This window comes from Pollutimonas rozaliensis, assembly GCF_048751585.1.
Taxonomy (GTDB): Bacteria; Pseudomonadota; Gammaproteobacteria; order Burkholderiales; family Burkholderiaceae_B.
On the sequence record NZ_JAZHOB010000012.1, the window covers coordinates 120099 to 140431 of the forward strand.

19 protein-coding genes and 3 pseudogenes are annotated in these 20333 nt (G+C 62.9%); 16 read left to right on the forward strand and 6 right to left on the reverse strand.

The window, feature by feature from the left end:
• The 5 genes from V0R37_RS20890 (at position 1) to V0R37_RS20910 (ending at position 4985) form a co-directional block, all read left to right on the forward strand.
• On the forward strand, positions 1 to 261 hold the full coding sequence (locus V0R37_RS20890) for a hypothetical protein (RefSeq protein ID WP_033470588.1): 261 nt from the start codon (positions 1 to 3) through the stop codon (positions 259 to 261).
• Positions 262 to 343: 82 nt separating this feature from the next.
• Positions 344 to 994, forward strand: a complete 651-nt coding sequence (locus V0R37_RS20895) for a hypothetical protein (RefSeq protein ID WP_033470650.1) — start codon at positions 344 to 346, stop codon at positions 992 to 994.
• 74 nt (positions 995 to 1068) lie between these two features.
• Complete coding sequence (locus V0R37_RS20900; protein WP_033470585.1) at positions 1069 to 2178, forward strand: DUF6094 domain-containing protein; 1110 nt, start codon at positions 1069 to 1071, stop codon at positions 2176 to 2178.
• A gap of 118 nt (positions 2179 to 2296) precedes the next feature.
• Complete coding sequence (locus tag V0R37_RS20905; protein WP_033470583.1) at positions 2297 to 2599, forward strand: hypothetical protein; 303 nt, start codon at positions 2297 to 2299, stop codon at positions 2597 to 2599.
• Between the two features lie 100 nt (positions 2600 to 2699).
• A complete protein-coding gene (locus V0R37_RS20910) occupies positions 2700 to 4985 on the forward strand; it encodes a helicase-related protein (RefSeq protein ID WP_088384481.1) in 2286 nt (761 codons plus the stop codon).
• 71 nt (positions 4986 to 5056) lie between these two features.
• On the opposite strand, the gene V0R37_RS20915 is transcribed toward V0R37_RS20910, so the two are convergent.
• A complete protein-coding gene (locus V0R37_RS20915; RefSeq protein WP_255398788.1) occupies positions 5057 to 5182 on the reverse strand; it encodes a hypothetical protein in 126 nt (41 codons plus the stop codon).
• A 119-nt stretch (positions 5183 to 5301) separates the two neighbouring features.
• Here V0R37_RS20915 and V0R37_RS20920 point away from each other — a divergent pair, with 119 nt between their 5' ends.
• The 6 genes and pseudogenes from V0R37_RS20920 to V0R37_RS20945 all read left to right on the forward strand — a co-directional run bounded on the left by V0R37_RS20920 (position 5302) and on the right by V0R37_RS20945 (position 10722).
• The gene (locus V0R37_RS20920) at positions 5302 to 6246 is read left to right on the forward strand and encodes a chromate resistance protein ChrB domain-containing protein (protein WP_033470577.1); all 945 of its coding nucleotides are present in this window, start codon (positions 5302 to 5304) and stop codon (positions 6244 to 6246) included.
• A 53-nt stretch (positions 6247 to 6299) separates the two neighbouring features.
• Positions 6300 to 7475 (forward strand): chromate resistance efflux protein ChrA, encoded by a 1176-nt coding sequence (gene chrA, locus V0R37_RS20925; protein ID WP_033470574.1) that lies wholly within the window; start codon positions 6300 to 6302, stop codon positions 7473 to 7475.
• A 59-nt stretch (positions 7476 to 7534) separates the two neighbouring features.
• The gene (locus V0R37_RS20930; protein ID WP_033470572.1) at positions 7535 to 8128 is read left to right on the forward strand and encodes a superoxide dismutase; all 594 of its coding nucleotides are present in this window, start codon (positions 7535 to 7537) and stop codon (positions 8126 to 8128) included.
• Positions 8129 to 8298: 170 nt separating this feature from the next.
• Positions 8299 to 9153: a DUF1259 domain-containing protein gene (locus V0R37_RS20935; protein WP_048512706.1), complete on the forward strand. Its 855-nt coding sequence runs from the start codon at positions 8299 to 8301 to the stop codon at positions 9151 to 9153.
• 40 nt (positions 9154 to 9193) lie between these two features.
• A pseudogene (locus V0R37_RS20940) lies at positions 9194 to 9976 on the forward strand (TraM recognition domain-containing protein); the annotation flags it as partial.
• A complete protein-coding gene (locus tag V0R37_RS20945; protein ID WP_033470542.1) occupies positions 9973 to 10722 on the forward strand; it encodes a TIGR03747 family integrating conjugative element membrane protein in 750 nt (249 codons plus the stop codon). The pseudogene V0R37_RS20940 and the gene V0R37_RS20945, both read left to right, overlap by 4 nt.
• A gap of 91 nt (positions 10723 to 10813) precedes the next feature.
• Here the strand turns inward: V0R37_RS20945 and V0R37_RS20950 are convergent, their stop codons facing one another.
• From V0R37_RS20950 to V0R37_RS23415, 5 genes and pseudogenes are all read right to left on the reverse strand, one after another.
• A complete protein-coding gene (locus V0R37_RS20950; RefSeq protein WP_033470540.1) occupies positions 10814 to 13441 on the reverse strand; it encodes an AAA family ATPase in 2628 nt (875 codons plus the stop codon).
• Positions 13442 to 13551: 110 nt separating this feature from the next.
• A complete protein-coding gene (locus V0R37_RS20955; protein WP_420376366.1) occupies positions 13552 to 14547 on the reverse strand; it encodes an ATP-binding protein in 996 nt (331 codons plus the stop codon).
• Positions 14548 to 14724: 177 nt separating this feature from the next.
• Positions 14725 to 15729, reverse strand: a complete 1005-nt coding sequence (locus V0R37_RS20960; protein WP_420376369.1) for an AIPR family protein — start codon at positions 15727 to 15729, stop codon at positions 14725 to 14727.
• A 182-nt stretch (positions 15730 to 15911) separates the two neighbouring features.
• Positions 15912 to 18304: pseudogene (locus tag V0R37_RS20965) on the reverse strand (helicase-related protein).
• Positions 18305 to 18362: 58 nt separating this feature from the next.
• A complete protein-coding gene (locus tag V0R37_RS23415; protein WP_425599796.1) occupies positions 18363 to 18707 on the reverse strand; it encodes a helix-turn-helix domain-containing protein in 345 nt (114 codons plus the stop codon).
• A gap of 80 nt (positions 18708 to 18787) precedes the next feature.
• Here V0R37_RS23415 and V0R37_RS20975 point away from each other — a divergent pair, with 80 nt between their 5' ends.
• The 5 genes and pseudogenes from V0R37_RS20975 to V0R37_RS20995 form a co-directional block, all read left to right on the forward strand.
• Positions 18788 to 19141: an integrative conjugative element protein, RAQPRD family gene (locus tag V0R37_RS20975; protein WP_033470532.1), complete on the forward strand. Its 354-nt coding sequence runs from the start codon at positions 18788 to 18790 to the stop codon at positions 19139 to 19141.
• Positions 19138 to 19371 carry a TIGR03758 family integrating conjugative element protein gene (locus tag V0R37_RS20980; RefSeq protein ID WP_033470529.1) on the forward strand — a complete coding sequence of 78 codons (234 nt, stop codon included), beginning with the start codon at positions 19138 to 19140 and terminating at the stop codon, positions 19369 to 19371. Before V0R37_RS20975 ends, V0R37_RS20980 begins: the two co-directional genes overlap by 4 nt.
• A gap of 22 nt (positions 19372 to 19393) precedes the next feature.
• Entirely contained in the window at positions 19394 to 19762 is a 369-nt protein-coding gene (locus V0R37_RS20985; protein WP_042928657.1) for a TIGR03745 family integrating conjugative element membrane protein, read from the forward strand.
• Between the two features lie 12 nt (positions 19763 to 19774).
• Positions 19775 to 20185 carry a TIGR03750 family conjugal transfer protein gene (locus V0R37_RS20990; protein WP_033470523.1) on the forward strand — a complete coding sequence of 137 codons (411 nt, stop codon included), beginning with the start codon at positions 19775 to 19777 and terminating at the stop codon, positions 20183 to 20185.
• Positions 20182 to 20277: pseudogene (locus V0R37_RS20995) on the forward strand (PFL_4703 family integrating conjugative element protein); the annotation flags it as partial. The gene V0R37_RS20990 and the pseudogene V0R37_RS20995, both read left to right, overlap by 4 nt.
• Positions 20278 to 20333 lie beyond the last annotated feature (56 nt).

Here is a 20333-nt window from a genome sequence, read left to right on the forward strand (position 1 = left end):
ATGGACTCCATCCTCGCGTCTCTTCCGGCATCGCTGCTGTCTTTCGTCGAAGACCAGTTGTCCAACAACGACGTCTCGCCCGACGAGGAACTGCTCGACCACTTCATCGCCAACGGCCTCACCGATGAGCAGGCACGGCAGGCGTTGACCTACCGCGACAACTACTCGGCCAACATCTACCTGGAAGGCTTCACGCCGATCCGCAAGGCAGACGAGGCGCTTCGTTTCAATCCGGCCACCCGGCAGTTCAAGCCGGACTGAGCCATTCCTTTTCCACCCCACGGGGCAGTACTTGCCCCAGCGGGCAGTGCTGTCCCTTTCCTTTATCCAAGAGGACATCACCATGCCTGCACACTCCGATCCCAAGCCGCTCTACCGCATCGACGAATGCCCCGACCTGATGGCCGATGGCTGCGTCGGCGACGAACAGGGCAATCTCGTGTTCCTTTCCATCTGGGCGCGCGACACAGCCATCCAGGAGTTCCTGGCACGTCTGACCCTCGGGCGCGACGAACAGGGGCTGGACCAGTTCCACGTCATCACCGAACAGGGCGGATCGATCCCGGTCTTCGTCGGCAACGTCGAGAACCTGGAGAAACGCTCCACGCGCGTCTTCCGGCGCACGCTGTTCGGTTCCATGGTCAACCTGTGGTTGTTCGACCGCCGCTGCGTGAAGCCCGACAAGGCCAACGCCGGCGCGCTGGCCCTGCTGCCCAGGGATTCATCGCATCGCACCGATCGGCTGTGGACGCTGGTGCAGGACACCTGCCCACTGCCGTTGCTCGATCACTGGCGCGACACCGTGCTGGAACTGCTGCAAGCCCGCGCGATGCTGAGCCGCCTGCCATCCGCCATCGGCGCGTTGGAAGGTCATCGGCTGGCGATCGACGTCCCGGCGCTGACCACCGCGCTGGGTGACCTGATTCGCAACGGCACCCTCGGGGCGTCGCGGTACGAGCTGGCTTCCGGCGCACCGCTTCGGCGCGTGGCCTGAGTCATCTCCATGTACGGGCATGCGCGGCGCGCGTGCCCGTCTTCCTTCATCCCACTTCCTTTCAGGAGGTTCTTATGGCTCTCATGTTCCCGCGCCTTGCGCGCAACTTCATCAAAAACGGCTATTTCCCGACCGATGAGCCCACATTGGAACGGGCGTTGTCCGCACTGGCGCCAGCCTCTGGCCCGCTCTCCATCCTCGATCCCTGCGCCGGCGAAGGCGTGGCGATTGCCGAAGCTGCGCACGCCCTCGGGCGCGAGCAGGTTTCGGCTTATGCCGTCGAGTACGACGCCGAGCGTGCCCGCCACGCCCGGCAACTGGTCGATCGTTGCCTCCACGGCGACCTGATGGACTCGCTGATCAGCCGGCAGAGCTTCGGCCTGTTGTGGCTGAACCCGCCGTATGGCGACCTCTCCAAGGACGTCAACGGCAACATCGGCTATCAGGGCCAAGGTCGTGCCAGGCTGGAGAAGTTGTTCTATCAGCGCAGCCTGCCGCTGCTGCAATACGGCGGTGTGCTGATCTTCATCGTGCCGTCCTACGTGCTCGATCCGGAGCTGGTCGGATGGCTGACGCGCCATTTCGCAGACCTGCGGATCTACCGTGCGGTAGAGGCGCAGTTCAAGCAGGTGGTGATCTTCGGTCGGCGGGCTCGCCAGCGCGACCAGGCGTCGGACTCGGCCAAAGCCGTGCGCGGGCTGCTGTTGCAGATCGGGCAAGGCGATGCTGAGGCCGAGGAACTGCCAGTGGAATGGCCGTTCCTGCAGTACACCGTCCCAGTGTCTCCCGCGGAGCCGGAGCACTTCTATCGCGTGACGATGGAGCCTGAGCAGTTCGCCGATGAAGTCGGCCGACTGCAGGGGCTATGGCCGTCGCTCGACACCCACCTGGGGGCCGCGCAGCAGTCGCTGCGTCCACCGGCGCGGGCCTTGTCCCACTGGCATCTCGCTCTGGCCTTGGCCGCGGGCGCGATCTCGGGCGTCGTGACCTCGAAGAGCGGCAGAACGCTCGTCGTGAAAGGTGATACCCATAAGGAGAAGACTCTCCAGACGGAATACACCGAACGCGACGACGGCTCCGTGGCCGAGACACGCATCCTCACCGACAAGTTCGTGCCGGTCATCCGTGCCTGGGACATGACACCGGGCTCCGCCACGCGGGGCGAGGTGCTAATCATCCGCTGATCGTTGTTCCCTGACGGCAAGCTGCCAGCGCTTCGCCGCCTTCTTTGTCCACCCACCGGGGTCATGTCGCCCCGATGGGGTGCCGTGGCCTCTTTTTCTTTCTGAAGGAGAAATCACCATGGCACTCGCTGTTCTCAATCTCGTCTCGCAACCACGGTTCCCATCCGGACAAGTGGTCATGACCGCCGGCATCAACGATCTGGTCCAGCAGGGTCAGTTCAATCCGGTGCCTTATCTGCGCCGCCACCTGCGTTGCGACTGGGGCGATCTCGATGACTGCGACCGGCGTTCCAACGACGCTGCATTGAAGTCCGGAGACCGCTTGTTCTCGTCCTACCAGGTCACGCCGACCTTGAAGCTCTGGATCATCACCGAGTGGGACCGCAGCGTCACCACGCTGCTGCTGCCATCCGAGTACTGATCGTCCTCTGACGGCTCGGCCGTCTTTCTCTTCCCACCCCTGGGGCATGCCATCGCCCCGCAGGGGGCGGTGCATGCCCCATTTTCATTGGAGCATCACCATGTCACTTGATCTCGAAACTGTTCCCGCGGCTGTTTCCGATGCCTCGCCCGTGCAGGGCGACCTGCTCGAAGCCGCATCTTCTCCGCTCGCCATCAGCCTGACCGACTTCGTGTCGGAGTTCGGCGACGAGCTGCTCGACTCGCTCAACCGTGCCAATCCCCCGGTCTACACCGGCCAGGTGCGGGTACATCGGCAACTCATCCTCGCAGCCCTCAAGCGCAAGCTGTTCCAGGCGCAAGCCGATGTGGTCCATGCCGTCACCGAGCTGCTGGTCGATAGCGGTGAACGCGCCGCGATCGTCAATGGCGAGATGGGATGCGGCAAGACGACGGTGGGTATTGCCACCGCCGCCGTGCTCAACGCCGAAGGCTACCGCCGAACCTTGGTTCTTTCTCCGCCGCATCTGGTCTACAAGTGGCGGCGGGAAATCCAGGAGACGGTGGCCGGCGCCAAGGTCTGGGTGCTCAACGGCCCGGACACGCTGGTCAAGCTGCTGAAGCTGCGCGAGCAGTTGGGTGTACCGGCGCAGGGTCAGGAGTTCTTCGTCCTGGGCCGCGTGCGGATGCGGATGGGGTTCCACTGGAAGCCCGTCTTCACCCGGCGGCGCACGCCCCACGGCGACGTGGCGGCGTGCCCGGACTGCGGCCACATCATCACCGACCTCGACGGCGAGCCCATCAACCCGGTCGAACTCGAAGCCGAAGAGAGCCGCCGCAAGTGCAGCCATTGCGCCGCACCGCTGTGGACGCTGATCCGTCCCAGGGGCTTGTCCGCCAGTGACCAGTCCTCGACCGTGCTCAAGGCGCTGAAGCGTATTCCCACGATTGGCGAAGTCACCGCGCAGAAGCTGATGCAGAAGTTCGGTGACGCCTTTCTCGCGTCGATGCTCGGGGACAACATCCACGAGTTCATCAACCTGATGGATGGCAACGGCGAGCTGGTCTTCTCGGACCGGCAAGCCCATCGCATGGAACGTGCGATGGCCAACATGGAGTTCGGCTTCGGCGAGGGCGGCTACCAGCCGTCCGAGTTCATCAAGAGGCAGCTTCCCCAAGGCGCGTTCGACCTGCTCATCGCCGACGAGGCGCACGAGTACAAGAACGGCGGCTCCGCACAGGGCCAGGCCATGGGGGTGTTGGCGGCCAAGGCGCGCAAGACGCTGCTGCTCACCGGCACGCTGATGGGCGGCTACGGCGACGACCTGTTCCACCTGCTGTTCCGCGCCCTGCCTGGGCGGATGATCGAAGACGGCTACCGGCCGACCAAGCAAGGTTCCATGACGTCGGCCGCGATGGCGTTCATGCGCGATCACGGCGTGCTCAAGGACATCTACTCCGAGAGCACGGGCACGGCGCACAAGACCGCCAAGGGCACCAAAGTATCGGTGCGCACGGTCAAGGCGCCGGGCTTCGGTCCGAAGGGCGTGCTGCGTTGCGTTCTGCCGTTCACCGTCTTCCTCAAGTTGAAGGACATCGGCGGCAACGTGCTGCCGCCCTACGACGAGGAGTTCCGTGAGGTCACGATGGACACGGCGCAATCCGCGGCCTATCGCGATCTGGCGGGACGGCTGACCGCGGAGCTGAAGCAGGCCCTGGCGAAGCGCGACACGACGCTGCTGGGTGTGGTCCTCAACGTGCTGCTGGCCTGGCCGGATTGCTGCTTCCGGTCGGAGACGGTGGTGCATCCACGCACGCGCAACACCCTGGCCTTCGTCCCGGCTCAGTTCAACGAGCTGGAGGTGATGCCCAAGGAGCGCGAGCTGATTGATATCTGCAAGCAGGAGAAAGCAGAAGGTCGCAAGACCCTGGTCTATACGGTCTACACCGGCACGCGCGACACCACGTCGCGCCTGAAGGTGCTGCTGGAGCAGGAAGGCTTCAAGGTGGCGGTACTGCGCGCGAGCGTGGATGCCTCCCGCCGGGAAGACTGGATCGCCGAGCAGCTGGACCGCGGTATCGACGTGCTCGTCACCAATCCAGAGCTGGTGAAAACCGGCCTGGACCTGTTGGAGTTCCCGACGATCGTGTTCATGCAGTCGGGCTACAACGTGTATTCGCTGCAGCAGGCCGCACGCCGTTCATGGCGTATCGGTCAGAAGCAGTCGGTCAAGGTGATCTACCTCGGCTACGCCAACTCCTCGCAGATGACCTGCCTGGGGCTGATGGCCAAGAAGATCATGGTGTCGCAATCCACCTCCGGCGACGTGCCCGAATCAGGGCTCGATGTCCTGAACCAGGATGGCGACTCGGTGGAGGTGGCGTTGGCGCGGCAGTTGGTGCATTGAGATTGTTTCCCTCTTGATCGGCCCCTTCGGGGGCCGAATTCTTGTCTTCGGTCGTTGCCGCAGTCGCTATTTCAGGGGAGCGTTTCAGAAAACAAAAAAGCGCGGCCGTAGTAGTGCCGGTCAATGCCAGCATCGGCCATCACCAGCTTCTCCCAGCGTTCCTTGATAAGGCTGGTCGGCGCATCGGCGGGCACCATGCGATTTGGGATCAGATCCGACGGACTCGCTACGCAACTTCGTAGATTTCGTTTGATCTATAACATGCAGTAAGATATATAACTCATTACCCACCCCTTGGCGATAAAGGAGTCCGTGCTTGAGCTTTCTCGCGCTGTTCATCAGCCTGCCCACCAAGGCATCGACCGGCCGCATGCGCGTCTGGCGCTCCGTCAAGGCGCTGGGCTGCGCGACGCTGCGCGATGGGGTCTATCTGCTGCCCGACTCGGCCGATAGCGCTACGGCGCTGGACGAAGTGGCGGCGCAGTCGGTCGAGGCCGGGGGCAGCGGCGAGGTCTATCGACTGTCGGGGTGTGACGAAGCTCAGGAAGCCGCGCTGCGCGCCCTGTTCGACCGGGGCGAGGAGTACGCGGGCATCGTCGAGGAGATCAAAGGGCTCGGACGGAGCCTGGCATCCCTGGACGGCGCAGCCGCCGCGCGTAAGCTCCAGCCGCTCGTGCGCCGCTTCGAGCAGGTGGCGCGCATCGACTTCTTCCCCGGCGAGGCGCAGCGGCAGACCTTGAGCCTGCTCGACGACCTGCGCGACGCGCTCACCCGCCGGCTTTCTCCCGACGAGCCGACCCCTCGGCAGGCTGACATTCCGCGACTGGAGCGGGCCGACTATCGGGGCCGTGTCTGGGCCACGCGGGCCCGTCCGTGGGTCGACCGGCTCGCCTCGGCCTGGCTGATCCGCCGGTTTATCGACCCGAAGGCCCGCATCGTCTGGCTGACGAGTCCCGCCGACTGCAAAGCCGATTGGCTCGGCTTCGATTTCGACGGTGCGACGTTCAGCCACGTCGGTACCAAGGTCACCTTCGAGACGCTGCTGGCGAGTTTTGGCCTGGAGGACGACCGGGCGCTGACGCGCCTGGGCGAAGTGGTGCATTGCCTGGACGTGGGCGGACTGCCGGTACCGGAAGCGCCGGGCATCGAACAGCTGCTCGCGGGCCTGAGGGCATCCGAATCCGACGACGACGCGCTGCTTGTTCGCGCGTGCGAAGTTTTTGATTGGCTGTTGAAGAGTTACGAGGAAAAAATAACGTGAACACCCTGACCCGTCCTCAGACGGATGCCACGACTGAAGCCGTCCCTCCAGCGATGAGCTACCTGCAGCTCTTCGTTCGCTTCCTCAAGTTCGGCTTGCTCGCATGGGGCGGGCCTGTGGCTCAGATCGGCATGTTGCGCCGCGAGCTCGTGGACGAGGAACGCTGGATCTCCGTCAAACGCTTCAACAAGCTGCTTGCGGTGATGCAGGTGCTGCCCGGACCCGAAGCCCACGAATTATGCGTTCATTTGGGCATCCGAGCGAAAGGGCGGCTGGGTGGCATGCTGGCGGGACTCGGGTTCATGCTTCCCGGATTCTTGCTGATGTTCGCGCTGTCCTGGTTGTACTTCCAGATTGACATCGTGGGTACCGCGCTGGGCGCTGCGTTCCTTGGCGTACAGGCGGCCGTGATCGCCCTGATCGTGCGCGCCGTGCACCGCATCGGCGAGCACATCCTGCTCGATCGCTGGTTGTGGGCCATTGCCATCGTTTGCGCGCTGGCAGCCATAGTTCGTGTCGACTTTTGGATCACCCTGCCCGTGGGTGGGCTTGTGTACGCCCTGCTCGTGCTCAAGCATCGGGCCTCAGCACTGCTAGTGACGCTGGCAGCGGTGGCGCTGGCCACGGCCATGGCATTTTGGGCTGAGCCAACAGCAAAGCTGGTGGAAACGGTCGTTCGGGGCCAAGCCTCGGTGTTGCTCATCTTCGCCTCAGGCCTCAAGGCCGGCTTGCTCACCTTCGGCGGCGCCTACACAGCGATTCCGTTCGTTCGCAACGACGCCGTCGGGCGCGGGTGGATGACGGATGGGCAGTTCCTGGACGGCCTGGCGCTGTCCGGTGTGCTGCCGGCACCGCTCATCATCTTCGCCACGTTCGTCGGCTATGTGGCGGGGGGGCCGATCGGGGCGGTGGCCATGACGGTGGGTGTGTTTCTTCCGGCCTTTGCGTTCTCGCTGATTTTCTACGACCGGCTGGAGGCGGTCGTGGAGAACAAACGGCTACACGCCTTTCTGGACGGCGTCGCGGCTGGGGTAGTCGGCCTGATCGGCGCAACCACAATCGACTTGGCGCGGGTCACTGCCGAACGCGTGCCATCGCTGACGGCGGGCATGTCGATCTTCGCCGCGGCCCTGGCATTCCTTTATGTCTGGAAGAACAAGCTCAACGTCGTCGTCGTGATCCTCGCGGCGGGACTGGCGGGGTGGCTGGTGTTTCCGGGCCAAGGCTGAACCTGATCGAGTCAGCCTTCGTCGCGCCGTTTCCGATCCACCTTGCTGAGGAAGCCAAGATGCCTTACGAACTGAAGTCCCTTTCATGCGATCCGGCCAAACTCACCGGCCTGTCTGAGAAACTCATCGTCAGCCATTGGGAGAACAACTACGGCGGCGCTGTCAAGCGTCTCAACGCCATCGAGCAAGAGCTGGCGCAATTGAACTGGGGAGCGGCGCCGGTGTTCGAGATCAACGGCCTCAAGCGCGAGGAGATGATCGCCAGCGGTTCCATGATCCTGCACGAGGTGTACTTCGATTCCCTCGGTGGCGCGGGAGGCGACCCTGGCGGGACGCTGAAGGCGGCCATCGTGCGCGATTTCGGCTCCATGGACGCCTGGCGCGCCCAATTCACGGCCATGGGCAAGGCCCAGGGCGGCGGCTCCGGCTGGACCCTGTTGGTGTGGAGTCCGCGCCGGGGGCGTCTCGTGAACGCCTGGGCCGCCGACCACGCCCACAACCTGCCCGGCGCCACGCCGCTGATCGCCCTCGACATGTACGAGCACAGCTACCACATGGACTTCGGCGCCAAGGCCGGGGCTTACGTGGACGCCTTCATGCAAAACCTGTCCTGGACCACCGCCGAAGCGGCTTTCACCCGATTGGGAGCCTGAACATGGACCGCACCATCAAACCCGAAACCCCGAAATCCGAACTCGCCAGTACGTTCAATCCTGCTGCGGGAGGGAGGCGCCCGGAACGATGTGTTGATCGTTTATCCCCACCAGGAGGTAATATGACCCGTAAAACCCGAATCCTTTTCGCCGCAGCAACAGCAGTCTGCATGCAAATGGCCGTTGCGGCCGGACCGACGGTCGACACGGCAACGATCGAGTCCGTGACGGGACTCAAGGGCAACTACAACAAGACCGAGAACGTCTTCAAGGTCAGCAAGCCGCGCGATGACGTGAAGATCAGCGTGGATCGCTGGACGATGCCCCCCTTCATGGGCCTGACATCGTGGGCTGCATTCACGCCGATGGGCGGCAGCACGATGATGATGGGCGACACGGTGCTGTTCGAGGACGAGGTCAATCCGGCCATGAGCGCCGCTCTTGAAGCCGGCCTGGAAGTGACGGCGCTGCACAACCACTTCTTCTTCGACCAGCCCAAGGTTTACTTCATGCACATCGGCGGGATGGGCGATGCGCGGCAACTGGCCACAGGGGTCAAGGCTGTGTATGACCGGGTCGCGCAGGTGCGAGCAAGCCAACCCAAACCCGCAAAGGCCTTTGGCGGCAGCATTCCCACGCCCAGCAGCATCACCGCGGCGCGCATCGAGGAAATCCTCGGCGCCAAGCCGCAAGTGAAGGACGGCATGGTCAAGGTGAGCTTCGGGCGCGAGGCGAAGATGTACGGCACACCCGTCGGCAATGAGATGGGCGTCAACACCTGGGCTGCGTTTGCAGGGACCGACGAGCGGGCCGTGGTGGACGGTGACTTCGCGATGCGTGAGGAGGAACTCCAGACCGTACTCAAGGTGTTGCGGCGAGAAGGAATCAACATCGTGGCGATCCACAACCACATGACGCACGAGGAGCCGCGCTACGTCTTTCTGCACTACTGGGGCAAAGGCAAAGCGGCGGAGCTGGCGCAGTCGTTGAAAAGGACTTTGGACGCACAGAAGGCCGTGAAATGACGCGGGCCGGCCCCTGGCGCTCTTTGCCCTGCCTCGTGGCTTGTCCGACGCCGAAGTCGCGGCGGCGGTGGGCAACTCGATGTTCAGCGATCTGGTCTCGGTCGCCGGCCACATCTACAAATTCGGCATCGACGACGGGCTACCCGGCGCAGCGATGAGCGCCAAGATTCCGATCAACGTCCACGCCGACGAATTCAATGAACTCATGGGCGACGAGTTCATTCCGATGGTCAACAAGGGCGGCGGTGCCGGCGTGCAGGTGACGGCCTACACGCAGACCTTGAGCGACATCGAGGCCCGCATCGGCAACAGGGCCAAGGCCGGCCAGGTGGTCGGCAACTTCAACAATCTGTTCATGCTGCGCGTGCGCGAGACCGCCACCGCCGAGCTGTTGACGCGACAACTGCCCAAGGTCGAGGTGTATGCCACGGCGTTGATGAGCGGCGCCACCGACAGTTCCGACCCGCGCGGCAATACCGCTTTCACGTCCAACACCCAGGACCGCATCAGCAGCAACAGCGTGCCGCTGATCGAGCCGGCGCATGTGGTTGCGCTGCCCAAGGGGCAGTGCTTCGCGCTGATCGAGGGCGGCAACCTATGGAAAGTCCGCATGCCGCTGCCGGCGCCCGACCCCGACGAGGCCATGCCGAAGGATCTGCAGGAGCTGGCCGGCTACATGCGCCAGCACTACGTCGAGGCCGGCGACTGGTGGGACAATCAGGGCCTGCCCGGCCTGCCCGGCCTGCAGGACAGCGGGTTGCCCGCCGACCTGCTGGACGACTTCAAGCAGATGGCGGCCGTCGGTGAAGAGGCCGAAGCATGAGCGATCCGGCCGTCGCGGCCCAGCGCCAGCAGCAGCGACAGCAAGGCCTGATCGCCGGCCTGGTCACGCTGCCGTTCCGCTTCTTCGGCGTGCTGTGCGGCGCGCTGCTGCTGTGCATCCTGATCGAATGCGTCGGCATGCACTTCTTCTGGCCCGAGCAGGGCTGGCGCCACGCGCAGGGCATGCTGCACTACGAGCTGGGTCAGCTCTCCACGCACTTCACGCGCAGCGCGCTGGTGCAGGAGCCGGGGCGCACCGCACACCGGCTGGTCGAGCAAGGCTACGACTGGCTGTTCGTGAAAAGCGGTCTGCTGGACTGGATACGCGATGCCTCGGCGCAGGCCAGCGCCGGCAGCCACCGCCCGACCAAGGATTTTCGCTACTACATCGGCTTGGTCTACGTGAACGTGGAGAGCTACCTGATCGCGGCGGCCTACACGACGCTGGTCTTCCTCGTGCGGCTGCTGGTGCTGTGCCTGACCCTGCCGCTGTTCCTGATGGTCGCCTTCGTCGGGCTGGTGGACGGCTTGGTACGCCGGGACATCCGCCGCTTCGGCGCGGGACGCGAATCGGGGTTCATCTATCACCGCGCCAGGGCCAGCCTGATCCCGCTGGCCGTGCTGCCGTGGGTGACTTACCTGGCACTGCCGGTCAGCGTGAACCCGCTGCTGATCCTGCTGCCCAGCGCCGCATTGCTCGGCGTGGCGGTGTGCATTGCGGCGGCGACGTTCAAGAAGTATCTGTAGCTGCAGCCCTGCGCCAGGTCAGATGAACGATGCCGTAGTTTCGGTTCTCTGTTTCGTCAAGCACGTCAGCATCGGCGTGAACGAATACGTTTCAAGCAATCTTCTTCTGCCTGTCTCGCAGAGACGCGGCCCAGTCCTTCAAAGCCTGGATGTCCTGAAAGAGATCAGTAGGTGGTGGCGGCGCGGCATTCCTACCGCTGGATGGATCGTGTGCGTCAACAATGTCGCAGCACTTCTTGAATCCAGCGGCGAAAGCATCGCAGTCAGCCTCGGTGAGCGCACTGACCTTCTTCAGGTCCTTGGCGTTGATGTAGTCCCTGTGGCGCTGAATAACGCGGACGAAAGCGATGTCTTCCAGGCCGCGCTCCCATGTGGCGCGCAGCGAGTTGTAGAGCTTTGCCACCTCGACCGCGTACTCGTCTTCCTGGTTGTTGTCATGCAGCAGCTTTACCGCACGTGCCGCCTTCTCCAGCTTGTCGATGCGATCTTCGACGCTCTGGGCCTTCCAGGGCAGGCCGTCGGCCACCATACCGGCTCCCGCGGCGCCACGACTGAGCGTCGTGAGCCGCACTGCCCGCCCGGTCTTCGTCGCGTGGTCATTCAGATCGTTCACGAACACCAGATCATGCGTGAAGACAATGACCTGACGGTTCTCCGCTTCTTCCACGAGACGCTTGGCCACCTGCCCACGCCAGCGATGGTCCAACGAGGACACCGGGTCATCGAAGACCAGAGCAGAGCGGTGCATCGCGGTGGCAAGCTCGGTCATGAAGGCGGCCAGCGCCACGCAGGTCTTTTCCCCTTCGCTCAGGATTTCGTGGACCTTGGCATCCGGCTTGGCGAAGAGGCGCACCTGATACTGCGGTGAGCCGTACTTGCCGCCGGAGCGCACGATTTCGACGCGAACCTTCGAGGCCGCAAGCCTGACAATCTCCTCCTGAAATCTGTCGCGCAGCCGGGGAGTAATCACGGTGTCGGCAATGTCGTTGCCCATCTTGGTGATGGTGTTCGTCGCCGTTTCGCCCGCACACTCGGTCAGAAACCGGATGCTCTTCAGCCGCTGGATCTCGTCAGTGACGACCTGCAGCATGCCAGCGAGCAGCGCCCGGTCGCTCAGCTCGGCGAAATCGGCTTCCAGCTTCTTGCGTTCATCCGCGTCAGCGGACTTGCGCAGCTCGGCGGCGTAGCTGCGGATCATGGTCTGAAGCTGGCCGAGATCAGGCAGCGGCGACAGCGGAACGGGCGGAAGCTGTACCTCGCCGTTTCCGCCCAAGGCTTTGAGCAGAACGTGGCGCCGCAGCCGGGCTGCGGCGATGAAGCGGCGCGTCTGCTGCTGCAGCTCCTGATTCTGGAGGCCCAGCTCGTCGAGACTGGCCTTCACCGCCCGCGTGCCGATTGCCCCGGTAGCTATGGTCTGACGTGCGATCTGAGCCGCCTTCTCTGCCTCGCGTGCCAGCTGTTCCGTGTCCTTCTGGATGAAATCCTCGAAGCGTGCCATCCGTGCACGTGCTTCAGCTTCCAATGGCTGCTGGCAAAGCATGCAATGCGCGTCTTCGGCCGACGGCGGGAACGGTTCTCCGGGGTATGCGATCTCCGTCGAGTAGCGTCGGGCGGAATCCCATAGCGCCCGCCACGTCTCGCCGCCGACGCCGGCAAGGGGTTCGCCCGTGAAGGCCTTCTCCGCGGCAAGACGTGCAGCGTCCCGTTTCGACCGTGCGTCCTTGGCGAGGGCAGCGGCTGCCAGCAGCTCCTCATCGGTGGTTCTGGCTGCAACGCTGTTCATCACGGTAATCAGCCGCATGACGTTGTCGGCTTTAACGGTCTGCTCCGCTGCCGCCTTGGCCGGATTCTTCGACAGGTCTTCCCGCAGACGCTCAAGACGGGCGCTTTCGTCTGCCGAGAGCACCGCCAGGGCTTCAATCTTCTTTGCGTCAGTATTGGCGTTCAGCGCCGCAAGCGCCTTCCCCACGGCCGTGGTGGCCTTCCAGGTTGGCGCCGCAAAGATCGGATTGCGGGCCTTCTCAAGCTGCTTCTGCTCAGCTGCGAGGGCATCCTTCACCGACTGGCAAGCTGCAGCAAGCTCATCCGGTACGTCCAGTCCAAAGGGTCGGAATGCAACTTCGTTCTTCTCGCGGATATGCACTGAGGCGCAGTCGCTATCGAACACGCTCACCGCTGACAGCGTTGCATGCGGATTTGTGCCGTTCTGCCACTGCTCGACCGGCTGCGGCGTACCGCCGACCCCGTACGCGATGTTCGCGCCGACGCGCTTCGGGGGCTGATCGGCATACACATTGGGTTCGATCTTTCCGGCATGCCTTGCACGACATGCGCGCTTCAGGATGCGTGCGTAGCCGGACTTGCCCGCACCGTTGTCGCCGTAGATGATCGTGATTCCATTCGGCTCGAAGCCGAGTGCCTGGCCGGCGGCAAGGTTGTTCACGCCGGTCACGTCGGCAATCGACAGAAGCGATACCGCGGCGGTCTGACCGGGGTTGGCCGGAAGGTGGGCCTTCTCCAGCGGTACCGCTTTCAGCGCGCCTACGGGTGCACCTTTGCCCTGTTTGCAAAGGTCCACGAGTTCGCCGATATCGGCGTCCGTCAGACGGCCGTTTGCGATGATGCGGCGCAGGGCGTCACGCTGCCAGAGTGGACGATCCTTTGACCAGTCCAGAATCGTTTCCAGGACGGTCTTTTGCGGTGCGGCGGGTTTCTGCATTTCTTGTTCCTCTTCCCTGCCGATTCATCATGCCCGTGAAGCGGCGATTTTCCGCCGCCTAGGTGCCTCGCTGGAATCGCTTTTGCTCACTGAAGTCGATCAAGGGCAGCTCAACTACGTCTTGACCTCAAAGCGCAGGTAATCCGCGAAACCAGCGTCTGCTCAAGTTCGGGCTCCTCATCGCTTTGGAAAGCGATGCGCGTGCGCTCTTGGTTGGCATGGTCATCCAGGTATTCCCCTGTGACCAGTACGATCAAGGTGTAGGACTCTTGGTCACCGTCGATCAGCCTTTCGGGAAGCTCCGGAAGCAGGTCCCGCAGCTTACTCGTGGTGACTTCCCGCCCGTTCGCACACAAATTGAGTTCGTGGCGCGAGCGACCGTCCCGGTGGCGATAAGCCTGCAACGCGAATGTATGGCCGGAAACCTCGAAGAACTGCTCTTGGATGTGCGCCAGCACTGTTGCCTGAAACAGGGCGTGCAAGTCAATCGGAGCGTGTCCAGGAGACTCCAGAGTTATCGGAGGGCAGGAGCGGGCCGCAAACCGGATCAGAAAGTGCGCAATGATGCGTTCAGCGATGGTCTCGGGCTGGGTAGGCCACCCAGCCCGAAACTTGTCATCCATGCCCCGCAAGGAGGTATGCGTGCCACATGCCTCTTTGACTTCAGACGTGGTGTCTGCGCCTTTCAGTTCATCTTGGATGCTGAAGTCGAACTCGCGCAGAAAAGCCTTACCGTCGCGTTTGAAGACGCTGCGGATGTGTACGGATGAAAAGACCTTCAGGAAGGTGAAGCGTCCGACACCACGACCGCCGACTTTGACCTTTGAAAGCGTGTGCGCCTCTTGAAACGAAGCCAAGTTCTTGTCGTTGAAGCCAACGCCATCATCAATGACATCGAAGCCGTCCACGACCAGAGTCCCATCCCCAGCTTGATGGGCAAGATCGTTAGAGGCAACCAGACGGATACGAATCGAATGATTGCTGAAGCCGTCTAGACGCTCTTCGATTGCATCGACGGCATTCGAGATGGCCTCGTAAAGAGGCATCATTGCCTTGGCCTGAGAAAGCTCCAGTCGATCCACCAGACCTTTGATGTTTGCTTGCACTATTGATTTCCTCCCTGACTCTGCTGCGCCAAGGTCGCCATCAAACGGCCTTTCACGGTTCGACAGTCCGTTTTGTTCTCAAAAACGCTGCGCGCCTGCTTGTTCCACTGCTCGCCCTGGACAGAAGTCACAAGACGTTCGCAAACAAGATCGACCTCACGTGAAATCGCTGTCAGTTCATCCTGGGTCGTCCTCCCCCTGCTTGACCAGATAGGTGACGCCAGCCATCTGCAAGGTCTGCTGCCACATGGCCTGCCGCTCATCGAGCGCGGCAAAGTCTTCCAGCTCTACGGCATTCTGGCGGTTACGCGATTGGGTAACACGATCGCCAAAGCCATCAGGCACGTTCTCAAGACAAACGAAAGTCGCCATGACTACGGTGGGATGTGCATCGTAGTGGGCCAGTGGCTCGCGGGCTATCGCCCCAACTGTCTGCGCGCCGTTGATGATGGACAGGCCTCGAATGCGAAACGTGCCAGTCTGCCGATGCGGGTCGCGGGGATGCTGCTCCGTTATGGAGTCGCAGAGGAAGGTGACGCCGTTATTGAAGTAGAAGAAGTGCTGTGCTTCCTGTCGGAGCGTCTCGGTCAGCCCCGCATTGACGGTGGTCGTACCCTTGAACCGCCGAATGTTCCGATCAACCAGATGCTCCTCGTGTGCCGCCCAAAGCTCGGCGAGCCGCTTGGCGTCCATGCGGCCGTAGAACGCCCGGTAGGGCTCTTGCGTGTGACCGAAGTCCTTCAATTCGACTTCGGCTTCTATGGGCTGGGCCGAAACCCCATCCAGATGCAGATCGTGCAGGGTCGTGAGCCCATAGGCATGGCACCGAAGAAAGCCCGGATTTGCTCCGTTGAACGCGCGCTCCAAGTCGGCAAAGATGTCGCGCCGGTCATCGGACACCGCCGTACCGGAATAGGCCAGCACGACTTTGATCCTGCAGACACCGCTGTTCAAGGCATTGGTGATTGCCGCTTGGCGGTTCTGCAGGGCGTTGTTGAAACGGTTCCACCGTCCTTGCAGAAGGTCGGTTACGCCATCCCGAAATTTGGATACCTCGCCGAGTTCCGGCTCGCCAGTGCCTGACTCTTTGTACTTGGATTGGACCAGCCAGATCGTCTGATCTGTTGAAACGAATACGGAATCTATTCCATGATCTTGACCACCATCGATACTGGCGGCCACGGACTCATCGAGATTGGCGCCGGCGTCTTCATGCAGGACGAATGCTGCAATTGCCTTGGACAGAAAGTTGCTTCGCCGAGATTCTGGCGTGTTCCCTGTTCCCGTGATTCGGGTGGAGTAATCTGCATCGAGTTTCCGGCATAGCAGATCGAGTTCGAGGGGCCGAGCGACAACTGTTGCCATCAGACCAGCTCCCATTCGACGGTAAACAGCGTGCGCTCTTCCACCTGCTGCTGGAGCTGCACTTCCAACTGACTGATGAGGTCATTTCGTTGCGCTTCGACTTCGTCCTGCCGGGCAAACAGCTCGCGGCGCAGCTTGCTGCGCTTGCCTTCCAGTTCGCGCTGCTTCTTCTGCCATGACAGCTTTTCTTCCAATGTCGGCGAGGTCGCGGCAGTGCGACGTACTTGCCGAAAGTCTCGACCGAGATCAGCTTCACGGTGAGCCATCCGGCCTTGCCGCGATAGGCTTCGAGGGTGCTGATCTTTGAACCGTAGGCGTTGTAGTCGAAGACGAGTCGAGCCCCGTCGAGTACGCGAGCCTTGGCCTGCTCGATGCCCCATCGCGCCAGCGGATGATTGATGCGGTATAGATGCGCGTCGCCGGAGCGGCGAGGCAACTCGTAGCGCCCCAGTTCGATGCCCGTGAGACCGCCATGCTCGATTCCAGTCGGTATGTGGCGGAGATCGAAGCCGTCGTCATCGAACGCGGCGCAATGGACCAGTTCCGCGCGGGTCAGGTCCATCAGCATGCGCTCGAAGCGGTTGCGCGCGTTGCGGCTGTCGTCTGCCCGCATGCGCAGCTTCTCCTGCACCTCCTCATCAAAGTTCTCAAGCAAGACCTGGCGCGTCTTGACCATCGCCTCGTTGATCTCGCCGGAGAGGTCAAGCTGGAGTTGCTCGAAGCTGGACTTGATTTCTTCGGGCTCTCGGCAGTTCTGGTAGATCTCGGCGATACGCCGCTCGAAATCGACACCGGAGCCGATGGCGCCGAGAACTTCGTCGCTGGCCCCGAATACACCTTCGAAGAGCTGGAACTTCTGCGACAGCAGCTCGTACACCCGTGCATCTGCCTCATTGCTGCGGTCGACGAAGTTCACGACCACCACATCGAATTTCTGCCCGTAGCGGTGGCACCGTCCAATGCGTTGTTCGATGCGCTGCGGGTTCCAGGGCAGGTCGTAGTTGATGACGAGCGAGCAGAACTGGAGGTTGATACCTTCGGCCCCAGCCTCGGTGGCAATCATGACCTTGCCGCGCTCCTTGAAGTGCTCGACCAGGGCTGCGCGGGTGTCGGCGGTCTTGGAGCCGGTGATGCGGTCGGTGCCTTCGTGGCGTTTCAGCCAGTCCTTATAGATGGCCTGCGCGCGCTGGTCGCTGTTTGTGCCGTTGAAGAGCACGATGCCGTCGCCGTATGGCGTGTCGGCCAGCAAGCTGAGGAGGTATTCCTGCGTGCGCCTGGACTCGGTGAAGATGATGGCCTTTCTGGCCGCGCCCAACCGATCCAGTTCGGCGAAGGCGCGAACCAGCGCGGTGAGCAGCGCCTTACCCTTGGCGTTGTCACGGATGTTGGTTGCCAGCGTTTTGAAGTGGCGAAGTTCCTCGATCTCCTGTGCGATGGCATCACGCTCGGAGCGGTTCGTTGCCTCTGTGCCCGGCTCTTGGTCCTCCCATTCGTCGGCGGTCTCGTCGAGCGACTCGTAGTCCTCGTCCAGTTCTTCGGCGAGATCGGGAACCACGGGAGCTTGATTCAGCACGCCCTGGAGACGCTTGGCCATTGTCTCCAACGCACCCGCAATTGCGTGCGTGCTGGAGGCAAGCAGCTTCCACAGCACGAGTGAAATCAGTTGGCGCTGCCCGTCGGGCAGGGCCTTGAGGTTTGGGCGGCGCAGATAGTCGGCGACGAGCCTGGAAAGTTCCTGCTCTTCGCCCGATGGCGTGAACTCCTCGACGATGGCCCTGCGTGCTGTGTACGAAACGTAGGGCTGAACCTGTTTGCGCAGGGTGCGCTTGCAGATGGGGGCCAGCCGGTCACGCAGGCTGCTGAAGGATTGCTCCCTGCCAGTGAACTGCGAGCGGAAGCTATCAAGGTCTCCGAACACGCGGTCATCGATGAAGCTGACCAGCCCATAGAGTTCGAGCAATGAGTTCTGCAACGGCGTCGCGGTCAGGAGCACCTTGGAGTGAACGCGCGACAGCGCCTCCTTGAGGGTCTTGGCGATGACGTTGCTGGTTTTGTAGACGTTGCGCAGGCGATGCGCTTCGTCGAGCACGACCAAGTCCCAGTCAATGCCCTTGACGTCGTCGGCCTTGGCCTTTGCGAACTGGTAGGAACAGATGATCGGGCCGGACGCGAACAGGAACGGATTCTGCCGCTCCTGCTTGCGGATCACGCCGCGTGAGAGCGGGTTGCGGCAAGCGAAGAGCGCGGCCTCGACTTGATGAGGATTCAGATCGACTTGCGAATCGACCAAGGTTGAGGCCAGCGACTCCACAGAGTCGCCCGCCGCGCGTCGGGTCAGCAGCCAGGCGAAGTACTGGCTCTGGTGCGGCGTCAGAAGCTGCTGTGTTGTCAACGGCGATCCCCCCCTTGTTCTTTTCCGAATGCGATTCGGTCGTTGACTTGGCGCACGCTCACTCGGCCTCCGGCTTCTTCTTGCTGATGCTTTCGGCGATCCAGCGATCCAGTTCTGAGCGGCGAAAGCGCCAGGTACCTCCAAGCTTGAACGCCGGAATCTCTCCTTTCTGGGCAAGGCGATAGACCGTCCGCTTCCCGGCTTTGAGGTAGGCCGCGACCTCCTCCAGCGTGAGGATTTCGCTCTCGACTTCAGTCATCCGGAAACCATCCGATTTGGCCTTTCGTAGCCTTGGATTGCCAAGTTTAGCCAATTCTACCAGGCCGCGGTAGGCGCTGGCCAACTCCGCGATCCGGGAAGCCTTGCGCAGTTGATGGCCAGTTCGGCCTGGGAATCCGGTCATGCCGTAGTTCCCATTCCCTGCGGCGCAAAGCGAGAGCGCGGCACAGCATCTGGCCATCCGCATCAACGGGGAATGGCACGATGGGACAGACTAACCGCCGCGCATCCGCATGGCCTTCGCTGGCCGTGCTGCTGACCGTGTCGCTCTCGGCCCCGCAGCCCGCCATTGCCGACGACACCCCGGAGCGTGAGCAGCTCGCTGCGCTCGCGCGCCAGCTCGACCTGCTCGACCGACTGGCCGAGCACGCCACCACCACAGCGCCGCAGGCGCGCGCCCGCTACCACTTCGACTACGCCCGGCTGCGCGCCGACCTGAAGCGCGTGCGCACCGGTTTGCAGGACTTCCTCGTGCCCCAGCGCGCCCAGCCGCGCGATCCCGTTCCGCTGGCCGGCGACTACCTGCGCCGCGACGAACAGGAGGAGCCCTCGCCATGACCGCCGACCAGATCGCCGCCTTCCAGGCCAACGGTGGCTTTGCGCCCTCGGCGGTGTCCGTCGTGGTGCTCGGCTTCGTGTTCGCCGTGCTGCTGCTGTGGGGCGTGTGGGCCATGCGCACGGCCTACGTGGGCTGGGCCGAGAACCGCATCAACCAACGTCAGTTCCTGGGCGTCTGCATCCGCTTCGTCGCGATGTACCTGGTGCTGACCTTCTTCATCCTCTCCTGACCACCACGAAGGGCCATCGATCATGCACACGCCTCCGACTACTTTTCGCGTTCCCTCGCGCATCGCCGCGCTGCTGGCACCGCTGGTGCTCCTGGGGCTGCCGCCATCCGCGTTCGCGCAGGGCCTGCCGACCATGGAAGACCCTTCCCGTGGCCAGGGCAGCGGCCTCATGCAGACGCTGCAGAACTACGGCTACGACATCGTGATGCTGATCGCGCTGCTCGTGGTCGCCTCGATGTTCGTCGGCGTCTGCTACCACGCCTACACCCGCTACTCCGAGATTCACACGGGCCGTGCCACCTGGGGCCAGTTCGGGCTGACCGTCGCTGTGGGTGCGATCCTGTTGGTCGTCGGCATCTGGCTGCTGACCAAAGCCACCGGCGTGCTGTAAGGGCTGCACGCGATGGCCACCCCCGCGGAGACAGCGCGCGACGCGCTGGTGACGTTCCTGCCGCACCGGCTGAATCGCCAGCCGGTGGTCGTGCGCGGACTGACCGCCGATGAGCTGTGGATCTGCGCCGGCCTGTCGGCGGCCGCCGGGCTGGTGCTCGGCGTGCCCCTGGCCTGGCTGACGCGAAGCATTGCCATGGTGCCTACGCTGATCGTCGCGGGCATCGCGCTCGGCGTCTTCGTCGGCGGAGGCTTCCTGCGCAGCCAGAAGCGCGGCCGCCCTGACACTTGGCTGTACCGGCAGCTTCAGTGGCGGTTGACCTTGCGCTATCCGGTGCTCGCCGCTCACCTGGACGGGCGCCGTCTGGTCACCCGCACCGGCTGGTGGAGCACGCGGCGCACGGCCGATCGAGGTGCGGCATGAGCCGTTTCAGGAATGAGGTCGCGCACCTGCAGGCACACGTGAAGACGCTGCGCCTGGGCGGCGTGGCGCTGTCGGTAATTGTCAAGCTAGTTGTCGCATGTAACATGTATTCAAGCCGCCAGCTTGAGTTGGTTTTCATGGTTTGAAC

Excerpts from the sequence above, each read along its gene's own strand:
- V0R37_RS20890 (WP_033470588.1), top strand. The coding sequence starts at position 1 with ATGGACTCCATCCTCGCGTCTCTTCCGGCATCGCTGCTGTCTTTCGTC.
- V0R37_RS20895 (WP_033470650.1), top strand. The coding sequence starts at position 344 with ATGCCTGCACACTCCGATCCCAAGCCGCTCTACCGCATCGACGAATGC.
- V0R37_RS20900 (WP_033470585.1), top strand. The coding sequence starts at position 1,069 with ATGGCTCTCATGTTCCCGCGCCTTGCGCGCAACTTCATCAAAAACGGC.
- V0R37_RS20905 (WP_033470583.1), top strand. The coding sequence starts at position 2,297 with ATGGCACTCGCTGTTCTCAATCTCGTCTCGCAACCACGGTTCCCATCC.
- V0R37_RS20910 (WP_088384481.1), top strand. The coding sequence starts at position 2,700 with ATGTCACTTGATCTCGAAACTGTTCCCGCGGCTGTTTCCGATGCCTCG.
- V0R37_RS20915 (WP_255398788.1), bottom strand. The coding sequence starts at position 5,182 with ATGGTGCCCGCCGATGCGCCGACCAGCCTTATCAAGGAACGCTGGGAG.
- chrA (WP_033470574.1), top strand. The coding sequence starts at position 6,300 with ATGAGCTACCTGCAGCTCTTCGTTCGCTTCCTCAAGTTCGGCTTGCTC.
- V0R37_RS20930 (WP_033470572.1), top strand. The coding sequence starts at position 7,535 with ATGCCTTACGAACTGAAGTCCCTTTCATGCGATCCGGCCAAACTCACC.
- V0R37_RS20935 (WP_048512706.1), top strand. The coding sequence starts at position 8,299 with ATGCAAATGGCCGTTGCGGCCGGACCGACGGTCGACACGGCAACGATC.
- V0R37_RS20945 (WP_033470542.1), top strand. The coding sequence starts at position 9,973 with ATGAGCGATCCGGCCGTCGCGGCCCAGCGCCAGCAGCAGCGACAGCAA.
- V0R37_RS20950 (WP_033470540.1), bottom strand. The coding sequence starts at position 13,441 with ATGCAGAAACCCGCCGCACCGCAAAAGACCGTCCTGGAAACGATTCTG.
- V0R37_RS23415 (WP_425599796.1), bottom strand. The coding sequence starts at position 18,707 with ATGACCGGATTCCCAGGCCGAACTGGCCATCAACTGCGCAAGGCTTCC.
- V0R37_RS20975 (WP_033470532.1), top strand. The coding sequence starts at position 18,788 with ATGGGACAGACTAACCGCCGCGCATCCGCATGGCCTTCGCTGGCCGTG.
- V0R37_RS20980 (WP_033470529.1), top strand. The coding sequence starts at position 19,138 with ATGACCGCCGACCAGATCGCCGCCTTCCAGGCCAACGGTGGCTTTGCG.
- V0R37_RS20985 (WP_042928657.1), top strand. The coding sequence starts at position 19,394 with ATGCACACGCCTCCGACTACTTTTCGCGTTCCCTCGCGCATCGCCGCG.
- V0R37_RS20990 (WP_033470523.1), top strand. The coding sequence starts at position 19,775 with ATGGCCACCCCCGCGGAGACAGCGCGCGACGCGCTGGTGACGTTCCTG.